Here is a 16345-nt window from a genome sequence, read left to right on the forward strand (position 1 = left end):
GAGTACCCGGGAAAACATTCCCTGGCTATTTATGTGATTTCAGTCATCGCTTTTGATGTTCTGCTTTACTGTCATGTCTGGCACTCTTTATTTGTTGCAGTCTACACCTGGCTAATTCCGCGCAGTATTCCTCTCCAGGGAGCAACGTTGTTTTTTTCTGTGCTGTTTTCATCTGTTATATGTTTTACACCGTATCTGATACAAAAAACGATGTTTTTCGTTAAAAGAGCGATCTAAGCCGACTGACAACCCGGCCACACAACCTGATGTCTGCCTCTGTAATGGCGGAAACCCGGGAGCAGGGTGGTTACCCGATAAACTGATGAAAATGGGATTTACCGTAGCTGATAGAAAAATAAGCAAACAGCCTGTGCGAGGAGAAACAGGCTGTTAAATATAACAGATGCTATATTAAGCTCTGATGAAATTTATCAGGATCGTTATTTATAAACTTCAGCAGTTGCTTCAAAGTTTGGACCATGCTCACGAGCCGCGGTAATCACATAGAACTTGCCACCTTTTTCATCAGCTAATTTTGAAAGCTGATCGTGCAAGTCAGAGGGAGAAGAGAATTGACCGCCGGAAGGTCCTACAGAGATACTGCCTACATGGGTCAGTTTAAAATGGTCAACTTCTTGTTTCGTAATCAACTGAGAGGCTGAGGCGCCAAATGCAAACGCGGATAACGCTAATGCAGCTAATACCTTTTTCATTATCTAATCTCCTTTAAATAAAGCTCATCGAAAGCTTTTTCATTTTAAGTATAGTAGCCATTTTCAGTACCGCCAAAAAATGACGGTGAACACCGTGGCAATCCCAGGATTAATCCAGCGTTATCCTGATGGCAGGAATCAAGATAGCAAGACTTGCGGTGAAGCCAGGTGGTCATGTCTAAGAAATTCAGAAAGGATGTTGGCATGAGAGCACGGCAATATGCAGACGATACGTTTTCGTCTTTGTTGTCAGACGTTGGCTGAGAATATCCTGAGTGGTTCTGGTTCTTGAGCCGGTAAAAGAACAACACCGCTGCATATACCATCCGGGAGGCAGTAAGCGATAACATGTCGCAAGATCCCGGCAGCGGGAATGGAAACGCCGGGAGCATTAGCAGAATCCCTGGCGGGTTAACCTGAGTTCTGGTCACAACCGCATAATCTGGCTGACACCATATTTGTCAAAGCTAAGTTCAGAAGTCCAGGGCCGCGGTCGATGACATCATGAAGGATTTTTAGGCGGTTGATTTCTTTCACTGTGAACATCCCGGCGTCATGTATAGCCACAGAAAACTCCTCATCAGGAAAAGTGAAGTGAGTTGTTGACCAGCCATACAGGTCTGAGAACTATAGCCTGGACATTCCTGATTGATGATGGGCCACAAATAGGCATTAGCATTGAGCCGTTACATCATTGGTGCGCATAATGTATATTATGTTAAATGGACTTTTCGAAGCTTAACGCCTGTACACCTGGTTCTTAATTCGCCGTCTTGCTCGCCTGCTCTTCTTCCTGAACTTCTTTCACTGGCGTCCCCTGGTGAAATCTGAGCTGCCAGCATTCCTGATGATTTGCACAAATATGGCTCCTCTGCCAGATTGACGAACGAAGCGTTTTTTTAGCAGCGCGTCCGTCTGAATCGATAACCTCGCTGCGGTACGTAAGCAACGCGCAATCTTTGGTTAGTAAAGCCAACTGAAAGCTGTAAGCAGTGATGGCCTCCACGTCCTCGTTAATTAATGCTGCTACGGTCTGCGTTTTATCGTAACGTTCTCCGCTACGGCCTATCTCCAGAAATTCGTCATGCAACAACTGCTGCAAAAGCTGCGCGCTGCGGCGTGTTGATGCCTGATGCAGGCTAACTTCCAGGTGGCAAATTAACTCAAACAATTGCAGGTTTACGGGATCGAACATTATTACCTCTTTTTCAACATGACAAAAACCCGGCCATCTGCGCCGGGTTGTCTTGTAGGCTAAGGCCGTCTGAATAGCGCAATACTGCGCCCGGCGAGAACAAAATCAATCGTCTCGGTAATAATCGCGCCGTCTGTTTTTTCCTCTGCGGTCGACAGCTCGAGAACCCAGCCGCCTTCGCCAAACTGCGGGATCTGGAACGGAACATCGCCTTCAAAGGGATTGAACAGCATCAGCACGTCATGCCAGATGCCCTCCTCCTTCTCAAGATCGGGCCGACTGATGGCAAGGCCTAAGGTCGAACCCTCATCCCATTGCTCTGATTGCTGCAAACCGCCGCCGGCGTTAAACCAGCGTATTTCGAGCCCGTCGCGCCAGCTTTCACGACGTAAAAGCGGTTGCTCCGCGCGCAGTGCAATCAGATGCTGGGTGAAGTCTCGTAATGCACGATCCCGCTCAGACTGCGCTTCCCAGTTGAACCATGAAATCTCGCTGTCCTGGCAGTAGCCGTTATTATTGCCCTGCTGCGAACGACCAAACTCATCGCCGGCCAACAGCATCGGCGTACCGTGGGAGAAAAATAACGTTGCCAGAAAATTACGCTTCTGGCGTTCACGGACGGCAATAATATCCTGATTTTCCGTTGGGCCTTCTTCGCCATAGTTGCAGGAACGATTATCGTTGTGCCCGTCGTTATTGTCCTCACCGTTGGCTTCATTATGCTTCTCGTTATATGAAACCAGATCGTTCAACGTAAAGCCGTCATGGGCGGTAATAAAATTGACGCTGGACCACGGACGACGACCGCGTAAATCGTACAGATCGCCCGAGCCCAGTAAGCGGGCGGCAAAGTCGTTGGAGACGTTATCTCCCTTCCAGTATTCCCGCACCGTATCACGATATTTGTCGTTCCACTCGCCCCAGCCAGGCGGGAAACCGCCGACCTGATAGCCGCCGGGGCCAATATCCCACGGCTCACCAATCAGTTTAAGCTTCGATAAAACCGGATCCTGGGTTACCGCATCGAAAAAACCGCCTCGCGGATCGAAGCCTTCTGGCTCGCGTCCAAGAATAGTCCCGAGGTCGAAACGAAAGCCGTCAACGTGCATCGATTGCGCCCAGTACCGTAGCGAATCCATAACCATCTGCAGCACCCGGGGATGCGATGTATTCACCGTATTCCCGGTCCCGGTATCATTAATGTAATAACGATGCTGATCCGGCATCGTCCGGTAATAAGAGAAATTATCGATACCTTTAAATGAGAGCGTCGGGCCCAGCTCATTGCCTTCCGCGGTGTGGTTATACACCACGTCAAGGATCACTTCGATGCCGGCATCATGAAAAGCGCGCACCATGTTGCGAAAGCCCGCTATACCTTCAGGGCCATAATAGCGGGAAGCGGGAGCAAAGAAGCCTAGCGTATTGTAACCCCAGAAGTTTTTCAGCCCCCGATCGAGCAGATGCTGGTCATCGGGAAACCAGTGTATGGGGAGCAGTTCGACGGAAGTAATGCCCAGACTTTTAATATAATCGACGGAAGCCTGATGCCCAAGCCCCTCAAATGTGCCGCGCAGCTCCTGAGGAAGCGCCGGATTAAGCCGGGTAAAACCTTTGACATGGGTTTCGTAGATAACCGTCTTCGGCCAGGGTACATTGGGACGGTTTTCCCCCTGCCAGTCGAAGGCATCCGGGTCGATAACCTTACATTTTGGCGTATATGGCGCGCTATCGCGACTATCAAAGCTCAGGTCGCTCTCCTCATGGCCCAACTCGTAGCCGAAATGCGCATCGTTCCACTCAACATCGCCTTCCAGCTCCCGCGCGTAGGGATCGATAAGCAATTTATTGGGATTAAAGCGATGACCGTTTTCCGGATCGTAAGGTCCGTAAACCCGATAACCGTACAATGCGCCGGGCTGCAGATCGGGTACATAGCCGTGCCAGATCTCATCTGTATATTCAGGCAGTTCAAGCCGGGCTATTTCGGTTTTACCGGAAGGATCGAATAAGCACAGCTCAACGCGTTCAGCATGCGCTGAAAACAGTGCGAAGTTCACCCCCTTCCCGTCGAAATTAGCCCCCAACTGCTGGCCGTGGCCTGGCCGTATGATAAAAGCATTTTCCTTTGACATTGTTATTCCCCACGTTCCTTTTCACTAATAAGTGTCAATAACCACCCGGTTGCTGACGCCAGATCGAGCGTCTCTTCTACCAGACGGCTTTCACCGGTTAATGCATCGCAATAACGCCTTCCGGCCAGATCTTCCGGGAGCGATACTGCCGTCTCGCCCCACAGTTGCGCCGATGACTCGACCAACCCGTGCGCCGCCACGTCAAACACCAGCCGAGGAACCACCACGATGAGGGCTTCCTCGTCTTTGATACGCGCGTAGGCGATAAAATTATCTGCTCTTTCACCCGCGACTTTTAATGGTACCCAGTCACCATAATGAAAGAGCGCGGAATGCTGCTGCCTTAATCTGAGAAACGAAGCGGTGACGTATTGCTTCAACCGTCCGTCTCGCCATGCGCTTTCATGATGAAACAGTTCCGCGCTTCCGCTATCAAGATGTTGTGCCAGGGCGGCGAAGTCAGGTTCACGGCGGTTATCCGGATCGACGAGGCTAAAGTTCAGCGCCTCGCTCCCCTGATAAATATCCGGTACCCCGGGCGCAGTCAGTTTGATGACCGTCTGGCTAAGGCTGTTCACCAGACCGGCACGGACAAAAGGCTGCAGGGAGGTGTAAAAATCATTGAGAAACAGCGCGTTATCAGCAGAAAACAGCTGTTGAACATAGTTCAGTACGACGCTTTCATAGCTTTCATTGCTGTCGATCCAATCGGTTCTTTGCTTAGCCTCGCGCAGCGCTTTTTCCATAAAAGCGAGAAAACGTTCTTCGAGGGCTTTCAGCCCTGCGCTATCGTCAGGCAGCAACGTTGCAGGCCACACGCCGGCGAGCGCCTGATAGATCATCCACGTATCTGCCGCGTTCGGCGCCGTACCGTCGTTCAAAAAACGCACCTGGGTTTGATTCATCTGACGCCAGCGCGCAAGATTGGTCGCCCACAGTTGCGGAGCTTCCGTTAAGGTATACAGACGGGCGCGCGCATCCTCCCCGCGTTTAGTGTCGTGCGTCGAAGTGCCCAGCAGCGCGTCGGGCTGGCGAGCAAGGCGAATACGCATCTCCTGATGGAAACGAGAAAGCGAGAAAGCGCGCGGCGTGGGATCCGCGCCGACTTCATTCAGCGCCAGATCGAGGTTATGGCGGAAGAACAGCGTATCCTCGACCGATTTAGCCATTAACGGCCCTGTCAGCTGTTGAAAACGGGTCCTGAAAAGCGAGGCGGCATCGAGGCTACTTGTTTGTAAATTGCCGGTCAGGATAGCGATAATGACCTCAAGGGCCCTGGGATCGGGGCGGTTTTCCCGAGCGTTAACCCGATCGACGACCCGGTTTAATAGCGTAATATCCTCGGCGCTCATCCCCTCAGCGGTACCGTAGGTGCGATATACCGGAAAGGCCAGCAGCAGTTCACGTAATGCGTGGCGCAGCGCTTCGCTTTCAACCTCCATGCTATTACGCTGCGCCAGTTCGATGGCCAGCCTCAACAAAGTGGTAAATTCGCCCTCAAAGTTGCGATCCGCCATCAGCCCTTTCGCCTCACGCAGCGCCTGGTGACGATCTACCGCGCCGCCGAGCGCTTCGTCATGCACCTGCTGCAGCTGGTCGAGATTATTGTCATCCACCAGCACTTCAGCCAACGAAGCGATAAACTCATATCCGGTGGTGCCGGAGACGGGCCAATCAGCGGGAAGCTGCTCGCCTTTCGCAAGAATTTTTTCCACCGTAATGTAGCATTCTGGCCCGGCGGCCTGGCGCAGACGCTGCAAATACCCTAATGGGTCGGCAAGCCCATCGATATGATCGATGCGCAGACCATCGACGATACCGGCATGTACCAGTTCAAGGATAAGACGGTGGGTATCGTCGAATACCGCCTGTTCTTCGACCCTGACGCCAATCAGGCCCGTAATTTCGAAAAAGCGCCGCCAGGAGAGCTGTCTGGGCGCTTCCCGCCACGACATCAGCCGCCAGCTTTGCGCCTCGTGCAGCGCCACAATCGCGTCGCGATCCGGCGAGGTTAGTAGTTGCTCACCTGTTGCCAGACTTTCAGGATTCAGCGGCCAGGCCTGGTCGTAATAGACGAACGCCGGTTTCCCCGTTTCAGGATCGCGCTTAAGCTCAAGCGCCCCGCTCTCCAGTTCTGCCTCAAAGGTATCCCCCAGAAACGGCAGCGTAACGGGACGCGTCCAGTCAATATCGAAATAATTGGCCCAGGCGCTGTGCTTACCCTGTTCAATGACGTCTCGCCACCAGCGATTCTCCAGAGAGGTCGCCATATGGTTGGGGACAATATCCAGAATCAGGCCAATTTGTGCGCTCCGCAGCGCCTTTACCAGCCGGTCAAACCCTTCGCGCCCGCCAATAGCCGGGTCGATTTCGTTTGGATCGGTAATATCATAGCCATGGGTGGAGCCGGTGGTCGCCGTAAATATCGGCGACGCGTAAAGATGGCTAATACCCAGCGCTTTCAGATACGGGGCCAGCGCCGCCGCGCGATCGAAGGTCATACCATTACGGAATTGAATACGGTAGGTTGCGGAAGGGATCATGATGAAGCTTCTCCATGTGCAAAACGGACAACAATGCTGTTTGGCGTTAACGCTTCCTGCCGCTCCGGCCAGCTAAAAATGACCTCTCCCGGTATCTCCGGCATCGTCACGGGGTCCGCGCCGATATTCAGCGCCACGGAGAGCGTCCCGTCGGGGAAGCGCCAGCTCACCGCCAGCGCATGCGCCGCCGCGTGCAGGATCCTGCCTTCCACGGTGCCCCCTGCCGCGAGCAGCGGGACGATATAGCGATGGCGCAGTAAGATAAGGTTGCGGGTAAAGCGCAGCCAGGATTTCCCCTCCTCGCTTGCCGCCTTCTGCCAGTCGAGCTTAGAGCGGATAAAGGTTTGAGGATCGTTCGGATCCGGAACGGAGGCATCATGCCCTGCGTGTCCGGCAAACTCTTTTGCCCGCCCTTCTCTTACCGCTTTGGCGAGAGCACCCTGAAAATCGGTAAAAAATAGAAAAGGATGGGTTTCACCATACTCTTCGCCCATAAACAGTAAGGGAATGTGGGGAGAGAGAAGCAATGCGGCAAGCAGCACGCGCGTTTTCTCAGCGCCGGCCAGGGAAATAAGCCTTTCGCCATGGGCTCGGTTCCCGGTCTGATCGTGATTCTGAATAAAGTCGACAAAGAACTGCGGTGGCTGAACGGCGCAGGAGACGCCGCGAGGTTGCCCGGTTTGTGGAGAGACCTCCCCCTGATAGACAAATCCTTCCGCCAGCGCCCGAGCGACATTCTTTGCCGGCTGATGCGCAAAATCCTGATAATACGCATGGGTTTCACCGGTCGCGAAAACGTGCGCGGCATTATGGAAGTCATCATTCCATTCAGCGGTAAACAGCGGTGTGTGCCCGTTTTCATCGCGCGGGTGAAGGAAAATCACGTTACGGCTATCTTCCGTCGTCAGGTGAATATGGCGGTCGGGTATAGCCGCGCGGATATTCTCGGCTATTTCTATCAGCACGTGCCGGGCGGAGCGATCTTCAATCTGGTCAATAGCATCAAAGCGCAGCCCATCAAGTTGATACTCGGTAAGCCAGAACAGCGGCGCATCGGTAATATACTGACGCACGGCCTCGTTTTCATAGGCAATGGCATTACCCCAGGGGGTCATTCGGTCCTGATGAAAAAAGCCCGGCGACAGCAAAGAGAGATAGTTGCCTTCCGGACCAAAATGGTTCAGCACGATATCGAGAACCACCGAAAGCCCTAACCCGTGAGCGGCATCAATGAAGGCGTGAAAATCCGCCGGGGTACCATAAGCTGAGTGCGGGGCATAAAGTAGTACCCCGTCGTAGCCCCAGCCGCGCGAACCACCAAACTGAGACACCGGCATAACCTCTATCTGGGTGATCCCCAACTCTGCCAGCCAGGGAAGCTTTTCGATAGCGGCGACAAAGGTGCCTTCTGGCGTAAAGGTGCCCGGATGAAGTTCATATATCACGGTTTCTTCCCAGGGACGCCCTTTCCAGTCACGGTTAACCGGTTGATAGCGTCGGGGATCGATCACTACTGAGGGGCCATTGACATCATCGCGCTGCGCGCGGGTAGCCGGGTCGGGAATGAGGCGGCCGTCGGCTAAACGAAGCTGATATTCATCCCCGTGCTTAACGCCAGGGACATCGATCTGGAACCAGCCATTTCCCACGGCTTCCATCGCAATATCCCGGTGTCTCAGGCTAAGCGTCATCGACTTTTGACCTTCGGCCCAGACGCGAAAGCGGACAATATCCGCGGAAATGAATTCCGCCCCCCAATGCTTTTTAAACGATATGGATTCCATTCAATGTCCTCAAACGACCTGCAGGAAATGCAGCATGAAATATAAGATTAGCCCAGGTTTGGACGAATGCGCTGTTGATGACCTGACTGTTATTTTTAACGACGTTGTCTATCATTAATAAATCGCTAAAAAATAAGGAATGCTATGCAGATTCGTAAAGGATTAAATTCTGACCTTGCTCGCCTCGAATATTGTGATTTTTCCTTCACGGTCAGCCAGGTTGCCAGAGGCCCTTTCATCAATAATGATCTGAAAATTGAGACACTTCCCTGCGCTTATAATAAAACCTATGAGCTGGATATCCAGACGCTGGAAAACCACTGTATTAATCCGGATGCAATATTCCTGATTGCCGAAACCGAAGCGGGACAGGTGGCCGGTTTCATCACCGCATCCCTGAGCTGGAACAGGTTTATTTCCGTCGATTATATTGCCATTGAAAGCTCACATCGCAGAGCCGGCGCGGCCAACAAGCTCATGGCCGCCGCCCATATCTGGGCGCGCAGTATGAACGCTGCGGGATTAAAGCTTGAGACGCAGAACGTTAACGTGCCCGCCTGCCTCTTCTATCGAAATTATGGTTTTACTCTTGGAGGATACGATCGATATCTCTACAACGCTTTAGCGGAAAAAGATGAAATTGCGCTGTTCTGGTATTACATGTTGAACTAATTGTCAGGTAAATAATTCCTGGTTTTACAAAGTTAATTATTCCTGGTTTACGCTTTTTGCTCGCTCAATCACAACGATTGGCTAATCTTAAATTTCATTTATCAGGAGGCCGGTATGACAACAGGAAATAATTCATCGCTACATTATCCTCTTCCGCCGTTTGTTGAGCAGCCGCAGCAGGCTCCGGGGCTGGCATCTGAAATGAAGCCCCTTCCCGACCACGGTGAGACCAGCTATATCGGCTCCGGGAAACTCGCGGGAAAAAAAGCGCTTATTACCGGCGGTGATTCAGGTATTGGCCGCGCTGTCGCTATCGCCTATGCGCGTGAAGGCGCGGATGTCGCCATCGGCTACCTGCCGGAAGAAGAGTCGGACGCGGCTGCCGTTATCGCGCTGATTCAGGCCGAGGGACGAAAAGCCGTCGCCATTCCCGGCGATATTCGGGTTGAATCTTTTTGCGACACCCTGGTTGAAAAAGCGGTAGCCGAGCTGGGCGGGCTGGATATTCTGGTGAACAATGCCGGCAGACAGCAGTATTGCGAATCCATTGAACAGCTGAGCACCGCTGCGTTTGATGCCACCTTTAAAACCAACGTCTATGCGCCGTTCTGGATAACCAAAGCCGCCCTCCGTCACCTGTCTGCGGGGGCGGTTATCATCAATACCTCTTCCGTGCAGGCATTTAAACCCAGCGAGATTCTGCTGGATTACGCCCAGACCAAAGCCTGCAACGTGGCGTTTACTAAATCCCTGGCGCAGCAGCTTGGCCCGCGCGGTATTCGCGTTAACGCCGTTGCCCCTGGCCCTTACTGGACACCGTTGCAGTCGAGCGGCGGCCAGCCGCAGGAGAAGGTGCAAAAATTTGGTGAGGATACGCCGCTTGGCCGACCGGGACAGCCGGTTGAGATTGCGCCGCTTTACGTCCTTCTGGCTTCCGACGCCTGCTCCTACGCTTCGGGTCAGGTCTGGTGCTCAGATGGCGGTACCGGCGTAGCCTAAAAGAGCTGGCGCGCAACTCCTCCGGATACGTGCCTGGTCAGCAAAAGAGCCGCGGTAGCGGCTCTCTTTTCACCTGCCAGCGCTAGCGTAACAGAAAGGTGACCATCATTATCAGCAAATACCCGCCACAGGCGAATTGCAAGAGTCGCCATCCCCAACGCAAGTAGCGCCACTGATAGCGCTCCGCAGCGTTTGCCTGCGCAATAAGGGGATCGGGGTTCTGCTTTTTCTTTTTTCTTTTCAGAATATCCCAACCCCACCAAACCATCAGAAAGATGGCGATGACCTTTTGAAGAACGATGTTGTCCATGTAACCCCGCCGTCAATATCTTATCCCCTGGACGGGCAGTGTAGCGCAATTTACCCCACCCGGCAGGCTATCATTGCGCGTAATTCCCCCTCTTCCGTACAAATTTTCCACTGAGCTTTGAAGAACATAATTTAAGCAATAACCTGGAATAATCCCATATAGATATCTGGCATAAATTAGCGCTTTTAAATTTATTAAATATGTAGTATTTGAAACTCAGAAAAGTTAGCAGGCTTATGATTTAAAAAGCTAAAATTTGCAAAAATACCGTCAGCCACTAAAATAGTAATAAGTTAGCTAACAACACAGGGAGATATTATGGGTTTCTGGCGAATTGTCTTAACGATTATTCTACCCCCGCTGGGAGTATTGCTGGGAAAAGGGTTTGGCTGGGCGTTTATTCTCAATATTATTTTGACGATCCTCGGCTACATTCCAGGGCTCATTCACGCTTTTTGGGTACAGACCAAAAACAGCTAAGCATCTGAAAGCGCCTTTTGAGATTTTTCTCAGTGCTCAGTAATATGTCGGGAGCCCACGCTCCCGACCGTCATATCAGAAAGTCACGCCAGCGCCTACGTAAGCGCCATCAATGATGGTATGTCCCGGGCGGCCATCTTTTCCATCAACGCTCGCGTGACGATAGCCAGCCTTGATAGTCAGCGGCGTCAACGGCGTCCAGCTAATTCCGCCATTCGCTTCGACGTAATTTTTAACGCTGTTAGTTAACCCTTCCGGCGCGGAATATCCTTCGCCGTACAGATGGATACTGTCAGTCAGCGCCAGATCGATGCCGCCGCCAATCGGGAAGGCGACGCCGTTGTCCCCTTTCTTCGGCCCGAGATATACGGCTTTTGTGCCAATATTCGCCGTGAGCGGACCCAGCGCAAGATTGTAGCCAACGCCGACGCCGCCAAGCTGACTTCCGTCCTGAGTATTTTTAATCCAGTTACTTTCCGCATACAGGCCGGAAGAACTCTTACCGATTTCCATATTAAGATTGGTAAAGTTTTTCCCCTGCTCAGCGGTAAAGCCCATTGCCAGGGCAGAGCCTGAAGCCATAATTAAAGAACACGCGATAATGAATTGAGTCTTTTTCATCATACCCTCCTGAAAAGTGGCGCGAACTTTAACAAGCGCGATGCCGGCGATCAAATTTTCTTTTGCGAAATGACACCGTCAATAATTTACCGAAAAATAACAGCAGAATAGTCTGGATTCTATTATACGTTAGCGGTCAAGCGAATAAGCACCGTGATTGAGCCATTATTGACGCGTTATCTTAATGGTGATTCAACCAACGGCACGAAAATGTTGAATAAAAGCTCGCGATAGTAATAATCACTGCCGGTTTTATATGCTTTATAAGTAATTCGCATTCTATAGTGACATTCTTTTTTACAAAACCATAAGAAATGAAATCACCACTTTCCGACCATTTGCGGAATATAGAGAAGCCAGCTGAGCAAATTTGCATTCACCGCCAACCAGAGCCATGATTAACAGGCGTTAAACGGAATCGGAAAGATCACAGGAGTATTATTATGCTTAAAATGTTTACCGCGCTGGCTATTCTGGCGACGTCAGCAAACGCTATGGCACAGGACGATATTACGCTGAACAGCCTCGCCAAAAAGGAGCCCGCCGCGTTTAATCAGATGCTCAAAGGACATCACCTGCCCGGTTGGGTCAGTTCAGGCGGCACGACCACGCCCGCGCGTACGGTAAAGCTTGGCGAGGATGTTTATCAGGTGCTCAGCGTCTGCAAACCTCACGATTGCGCTGCGGAGAGGCTCGCGGTGCTGTGGTCGGAAAAATCCAGACAAATGTCCGGAGTTTTTTCCACCGTTGACGACAAGACATCCCAGGAAAAGCTGACCTGGCTTAACGTTAGCGATCCATTATCCATCGATGGGAAAACGGTACTCTTTGCAGCCCTGAGCGGCAGTCTGGAAAACCATCCAGAGGCTTTCAACTACCCCTGAAATCCGCCAGCAAGCCCGGTGCGATGAACCCGCGACGCGCGTTCATCGCCCGCCAGCGCCCTCTTCTGCCGTGCGCGCCCAAAGGTGTACGGCAGAATTTCGGTAAAACGTCGTCAGGCCAGACGCACTCTCTCATGGTTCCCGACTTCTGTTTACAGGGAAATACCGGCGAACGACATAAAGCCCAGCGACATGAGTCCGGCGGTAATGAACACGCTGCCTAATCCGCGTAACCCTTTCGGCATATTGGCATATTTCAGCTTTTCGCGAATGCCAGCCAGCGCCACAATCGCCAGCGTCCAGCCAATACCGCATCCGGTGCCATAAGTCAGCGACTCAAGGAAGCTGTATTCACGCTGCACCATAAATATGGTCGCGCCAAAAATGGCGCAGTGGATGGTCAACAGCGGCAGAAACGGCCCTAAAGCATGGTTTAACGCATGGAAATATTTGTCGATCACCATCTCCAGGATCTGCACCAGCGCCGCAAGGACGCCGATAAACGTGATGAAATCGAGAAAACTGAGATCCACGCCTTCAATCAGAGCATTTTCTTTCAGTAGGTGATGATAAATCAGGTTGTTAATCGGCGTCGCAATGGCTAGCAGAGCCGTCACGGTGATCCCGAGCCGAAATGCGACATCGATCTTTTTGGAAATAGCGAGAAAAGTACACATGCCAAGGAAAAAATTGAGCGCCATATTTTCAACGAAAACCGCGCGGATAAAAATATTCAGGTGAGATTCGAACAAGACAACCTCCGTGTTGTTGAGTTGTTCCTCAATGATGACAAATTTTCAGGTGAAACAGGAAATTACGATTCGGTTTTGCCGAGTCGATCACCTTTTAATTTCCTGTTTGTGATCGAACAAACCAGCCCTTTCCTGACTAGCGAAATGAACGTGGCAGCATTTTGATAAACTCGCCAACCGGCACCGGTTGTGAGAAGTAGTAGCCCTGGTAAATAGCGATGCCCATATTCCTGAGCATTGTAAGCTGCTCCTTATCCTCCACGCCTTCGGCGATAATCTGACAGTTAAACTTCTTCGCCAGATTCACCATATTCTTGACCACCAGCGCGGAAGCATTATTGGTGATGATATTGAAGGTAAACACCTTATCGATTTTTATAATCTCAGGATTAAACTGCTGGATGTAGCTGTAGTTTGCGTAGCCGGTACCGAAATCATCCAACGAAAACTGAATCCCGATGCGCCGCAGCTTATCCGTCACCTCCGAGGTTTGCAGCGTATTTTCAATCGACTCCCGCTCGGTTATCTCAAGGACGAGCCGAACTTCCGCCTCTTTCAGCTCCTGGATAAACGTCTGGCAGAGTTGGACTATTTCGTCATCCTGAAAGTTAACCGAGCTGGTGTTAAAGCAAATAAAGAGTCCTTTAGGGAGCAGGGACTGCTGGCGACGGAGCTGTCGGCTTACTTCCGCAAAGCAAATCGCCGTCACGTCTTTAATCAAACCGGTCTGTTCCGCAACGGAGATAAATTTATCCGGCGCAATAAATCCCTGTTTGGGATGTTCCCAGCGTACCAGCACCTCGCCGCCGATAATGGCGCCGTCCTCATCGTTAATTATCGGCTGAATATACGGTTTGAGCTGCTTCAGCTCGATCGCCTTCCTCAGCTGGTACTCAATCGTCTGCCGATAGCGGAGATAGTTTCTGAACAAAAAGGCGAGCAGCAAGGAAGCGAGAAGAATGGCGATGAGGGTATGCTGTTCATAGCGGATAAATGCGACTGCGCCGGAGGCAAAGCCGCGATCGGCAATGACCGAATAATTAAATTGCTCAGAGGTCAGACGCACGGGAATTTTGATCTTCGGCGTCGTGGTGACTTCCCCTTTGCGGTTCATTACTCGATTACCAACCTGAAGATACAGATGAGCATCGCCATCCAGAACGGATAAAATATTGTATAAATAATAGCCATCAATACCTATCAGCGTGGTATTCCCCCGGTCGTCCTGTTCGCTATACACCATTAACGGATGAGACGGCGTAATATCGTTCCCCTGGAATAACTGCAACGACCCTTGGGTATATTGAGTACTATCAAACTGAAATTTGCGTCCGCCAAAAACCGAAGTGCAGTAGATCTCGTTATCCCGCCCTAAATTTACCGAGCGCACGTCGGGAATGGTCGCCACCAGCGTGCGCAGCTCCGTCAGGACGTTCTCATTGCAGTTTTTTCCCATAAAAGGTTCCGCCAGGTCGGCGGCCTGTTCGGCGTGGGAAACGGTCACATCAAGGCTGGCTATCGCCTGCTGCAGCCGTGACTGGATATCCTTATCCACCTTTTTTTGCATCTGCCAGTAGCAAAGACCGGTGCCAAGACTGATTAATGCCATGAGAAATAGGATTATCCACAGACGATGGCGTGACGATGAGTAGTTCATTATGCTAATCCAGTTAGACTCGCCATCGGGGGCCGGCGGTCAATTGTTTGGCCAGATTTTAACAAATCCTTTTTAAACTCGCCCTGAACCGATCAAGTTTTAATGCATATCAATGATATATCATGGCCAGCCGTTGCGTGATGGCGCAGACGACTGGCTGCGAAATTTGCTGAGGCAAAAGCGGCGCTGTCTATGGCTAAATTATTGACTTAAAGTAGAATAATACGAAAATGACTTCTTTGTGCGCTGACCAGAAATGCTGGCAAATATGACGATTCACTCCCGTAATAGCATCCTGAAAAAAGTAAAAGCATCCGCCGTAGCTATCGCTGCAGCGCTGCTGCTGTCGCACTGCGGCAGTAAACCGCCCGTTTCTCTTGTCACGCCGCTGCCGCCCGCGACAAAGCAGCCGACGTTACCCAAAAACCACGAGCCGGTGCGCGGCGTCTGGCTGACAACCGTCTCGCGCCTCGACTGGCCGCCGCTGGAATCCGTGAACGGCGGCATTACCGCCGATCGCCGCATCGCCCTGCAGCAGCAGGCGCTGATTGCCAAGCTGGATAATTTAAAAAGCCTCGGTATCAATACCGTTTTTTTCCAGGTGAAACCTGATGGCACCGCGCTCTGGCCGTCGAAGATCCTGCCGTGGTCCGATATGCTGACCGGTAAAATCGGCGAGGACCCGGGCTACGATCCGTTAAAGTTTATGCTGGATGAAGCCCATAAGCGCGGCATGCGCGTTCATGCATGGTTCAACCCCTATCGCGTCTCGGTCAATACTCGCCCCAAAACCGTCACCGAGCTTAACAGTACCCTTTCGCAGTTTCCCGCCAGCGTCTATGTCCTGCATCCGGAGTGGATCCGTACCTCCGGAGACCGTTTCGTTCTCGACCCGGGGATCCCGGAAGTGCGCGACTGGATCACCAGCATCGTGGCAGAGGTCGTAGAGCGCTATCCGGTAGACGGCGTCCAGTTCGATGATTACTTCTATACCGAAACGCCGGGGTCGAAGCTGAACGACAATCGGACGTTCCAGCAGTATGGCCAGGGCTTTGCTGCCAAAGCGGACTGGCGGCGGCACAATACCCAGCTGCTGATTGAGCAGGTTTCCCGCACTATCAAGCAGCTGAACCCCGCCGTAGAATTTGGCGTCAGCCCGGCGGGCGTCTGGCGCAATCGCTCTCACGATCCGTCCGGGTCCGATACCCGCGGCGCGGCGGCCTACGATGAGTCTTACGCGGATACCCGCCTGTGGGTTCAGCAGGGATGGCTGGACTATATCGCGCCGCAAATTTACTGGCCCTTCGCCCGCGACGCCGCGCGCTACGATGTGCTGGCAAAGTGGTGGGCTGAGGTGGTGAAGCCTACCCACACCCGGCTTTATATCGGCGTGGCGCTGTACAAAGTTGGCGAACCGTCAAAGAGCGAGCCTGACTGGATGATTAGCGGCGGCGTGCCGGAGCTGAAAAAGCAGCTTGATCTGAATGAATCCATGCCGCAAATTCAGGGCACTATTCTGTTCAGAGAGAATTACCTTAATCAGCCGCAGACCCAGCAGGCCGTTAACTACCTCAAAGGCCGCTGGGGAGGCTGATTCCCC

15 protein-coding genes are annotated in these 16345 nt (G+C 52.0%); 6 read left to right on the forward strand and 9 right to left on the reverse strand.

The genetic code is table 11. The annotated features are described in order from the left end of the window. Nucleotides 1-237: hypothetical protein (locus KO1_RS28625; protein WP_218017405.1), on the forward strand; the 237-nt coding region annotated here is incomplete at its 5' end. A 203-nt stretch (nucleotides 238-440) separates the two neighbouring features. On the opposite strand, the gene KO1_RS25225 is transcribed toward KO1_RS28625, so the two are convergent. The 5 genes from KO1_RS25225 to treZ all read right to left on the reverse strand — a co-directional run bounded on the left by KO1_RS25225 (nucleotide 441) and on the right by treZ (nucleotide 8370). Beyond that, nucleotides 441-713: a YdgH/BhsA/McbA family protein gene (locus KO1_RS25225; RefSeq protein WP_004113093.1), complete on the reverse strand. Its 273-nt coding sequence runs from the start codon at nucleotides 711-713 to the stop codon at nucleotides 441-443. A gap of 760 nt (nucleotides 714-1473) precedes the next feature. Then, nucleotides 1474-1908: a nuclear transport factor 2 family protein gene (locus KO1_RS25230; RefSeq protein WP_024274173.1), complete on the reverse strand. Its 435-nt coding sequence runs from the start codon at nucleotides 1906-1908 to the stop codon at nucleotides 1474-1476. A 59-nt stretch (nucleotides 1909-1967) separates the two neighbouring features. Further along, nucleotides 1968-4043, reverse strand: coding sequence for a glycogen debranching protein GlgX (gene glgX, locus KO1_RS25235; RefSeq protein ID WP_017145885.1), 2076 nt, complete (start codon nucleotides 4041-4043; stop codon nucleotides 1968-1970). Nucleotides 4044-4045: 2 nt separating this feature from the next. Continuing rightward, entirely contained in the window at nucleotides 4046-6586 is a 2541-nt protein-coding gene (gene treY / locus KO1_RS25240; RefSeq protein WP_024274172.1) for a malto-oligosyltrehalose synthase, read from the reverse strand. After that, the gene (gene treZ, locus KO1_RS25245; protein WP_024274171.1) at nucleotides 6583-8370 is read right to left on the reverse strand and encodes a malto-oligosyltrehalose trehalohydrolase; all 1788 of its coding nucleotides are present in this window, start codon (nucleotides 8368-8370) and stop codon (nucleotides 6583-6585) included. Before treZ ends, treY begins: the two co-directional genes overlap by 4 nt. Before the next feature lie 144 nt (nucleotides 8371-8514). Between treZ and KO1_RS25250 the strand changes: the two genes are divergently transcribed. Together KO1_RS25250 and KO1_RS25255 are read left to right on the forward strand one after the other, a co-directional pair. Further along, on the forward strand, nucleotides 8515-9042 hold the full coding sequence (locus KO1_RS25250; protein ID WP_004112983.1) for a GNAT family N-acetyltransferase: 528 nt from the start codon (nucleotides 8515-8517) through the stop codon (nucleotides 9040-9042). Between the two features lie 114 nt (nucleotides 9043-9156). Then, nucleotides 9157-10041: an SDR family oxidoreductase gene (locus KO1_RS25255; protein ID WP_004102064.1), complete on the forward strand. Its 885-nt coding sequence runs from the start codon at nucleotides 9157-9159 to the stop codon at nucleotides 10039-10041. A gap of 82 nt (nucleotides 10042-10123) precedes the next feature. Here KO1_RS25255 and KO1_RS25260 read toward each other — a convergent pair whose 3' ends face one another. Further along, nucleotides 10124-10351 (reverse strand): hypothetical protein, encoded by a 228-nt coding sequence (locus KO1_RS25260; RefSeq protein ID WP_016809020.1) that lies wholly within the window; start codon nucleotides 10349-10351, stop codon nucleotides 10124-10126. Nucleotides 10352-10669: 318 nt separating this feature from the next. On the opposite strand from KO1_RS25260, the gene KO1_RS27755 reads away from it, so the two are divergent. Continuing rightward, nucleotides 10670-10831, forward strand: a complete 162-nt coding sequence (locus KO1_RS27755) for a YqaE/Pmp3 family membrane protein (RefSeq protein WP_004102047.1) — start codon at nucleotides 10670-10672, stop codon at nucleotides 10829-10831. A gap of 75 nt (nucleotides 10832-10906) precedes the next feature. On the opposite strand, the gene KO1_RS25265 is transcribed toward KO1_RS27755, so the two are convergent. Next, a complete protein-coding gene (locus tag KO1_RS25265) occupies nucleotides 10907-11452 on the reverse strand; it encodes a YfaZ family outer membrane protein (RefSeq protein WP_016809021.1) in 546 nt (181 codons plus the stop codon). Nucleotides 11453-11895: 443 nt separating this feature from the next. Here KO1_RS25265 and ivy point away from each other — a divergent pair, with 443 nt between their 5' ends. Next, nucleotides 11896-12336, forward strand: coding sequence for an Ivy family C-type lysozyme inhibitor (gene ivy, locus KO1_RS25270; protein WP_004102042.1), 441 nt, complete (start codon nucleotides 11896-11898; stop codon nucleotides 12334-12336). Between the two features lie 152 nt (nucleotides 12337-12488). Here ivy and nqrE read toward each other — a convergent pair whose 3' ends face one another. Beyond that, entirely contained in the window at nucleotides 12489-13088 is a 600-nt protein-coding gene (gene nqrE / locus KO1_RS25275) for an NADH:ubiquinone reductase (Na(+)-transporting) subunit E (RefSeq protein WP_004102040.1), read from the reverse strand. A 136-nt stretch (nucleotides 13089-13224) separates the two neighbouring features. Further along, the gene (locus tag KO1_RS25280) at nucleotides 13225-14745 is read right to left on the reverse strand and encodes an EAL domain-containing protein (RefSeq protein WP_024274169.1); all 1521 of its coding nucleotides are present in this window, start codon (nucleotides 14743-14745) and stop codon (nucleotides 13225-13227) included. Between the two features lie 268 nt (nucleotides 14746-15013). On the opposite strand from KO1_RS25280, the gene KO1_RS25285 reads away from it, so the two are divergent. Further along, complete coding sequence (locus tag KO1_RS25285; protein WP_024274168.1) at nucleotides 15014-16339, forward strand: glycoside hydrolase family 10-like protein; 1326 nt, start codon at nucleotides 15014-15016, stop codon at nucleotides 16337-16339. Nucleotides 16340-16345 lie beyond the last annotated feature (6 nt).

This window comes from Klebsiella oxytoca NBRC 105695 (assembly GCF_001598695.1).
GTDB classification, from domain to species: Bacteria; Pseudomonadota; Gammaproteobacteria; order Enterobacterales; family Enterobacteriaceae; genus Klebsiella; species Klebsiella oxytoca.

Bases quoted from the DNA above. Each gene is read 5' to 3' on its own strand.
- KO1_RS25225 (WP_004113093.1), bottom strand. From the start codon at position 713: ATGAAAAAGGTATTAGCTGCATTAGCGTTATCCGCGTTTGCATTTGGC.
- glgX (WP_017145885.1), bottom strand. From the start codon at position 4,043: ATGTCAAAGGAAAATGCTTTTATCATACGGCCAGGCCACGGCCAGCAG.
- treZ (WP_024274171.1), bottom strand. From the start codon at position 8,370: ATGGAATCCATATCGTTTAAAAAGCATTGGGGGGCGGAATTCATTTCC.
- KO1_RS25280 (WP_024274169.1), bottom strand. From the start codon at position 14,745: ATGAACTACTCATCGTCACGCCATCGTCTGTGGATAATCCTATTTCTC.
- KO1_RS27755 (WP_004102047.1), top strand. From the start codon at position 10,670: ATGGGTTTCTGGCGAATTGTCTTAACGATTATTCTACCCCCGCTGGGA.
- ivy (WP_004102042.1), top strand. From the start codon at position 11,896: ATGCTTAAAATGTTTACCGCGCTGGCTATTCTGGCGACGTCAGCAAAC.
- KO1_RS25250 (WP_004112983.1), top strand. From the start codon at position 8,515: ATGCAGATTCGTAAAGGATTAAATTCTGACCTTGCTCGCCTCGAATAT.
- treY (WP_024274172.1), bottom strand. From the start codon at position 6,586: ATGATCCCTTCCGCAACCTACCGTATTCAATTCCGTAATGGTATGACC.
- KO1_RS25255 (WP_004102064.1), top strand. From the start codon at position 9,157: ATGACAACAGGAAATAATTCATCGCTACATTATCCTCTTCCGCCGTTT.
- KO1_RS25230 (WP_024274173.1), bottom strand. From the start codon at position 1,908: ATGTTCGATCCCGTAAACCTGCAATTGTTTGAGTTAATTTGCCACCTG.
- KO1_RS25285 (WP_024274168.1), top strand. From the start codon at position 15,014: ATGACGATTCACTCCCGTAATAGCATCCTGAAAAAAGTAAAAGCATCC.
- KO1_RS25260 (WP_016809020.1), bottom strand. From the start codon at position 10,351: ATGGACAACATCGTTCTTCAAAAGGTCATCGCCATCTTTCTGATGGTT.
- KO1_RS25265 (WP_016809021.1), bottom strand. From the start codon at position 11,452: ATGAAAAAGACTCAATTCATTATCGCGTGTTCTTTAATTATGGCTTCA.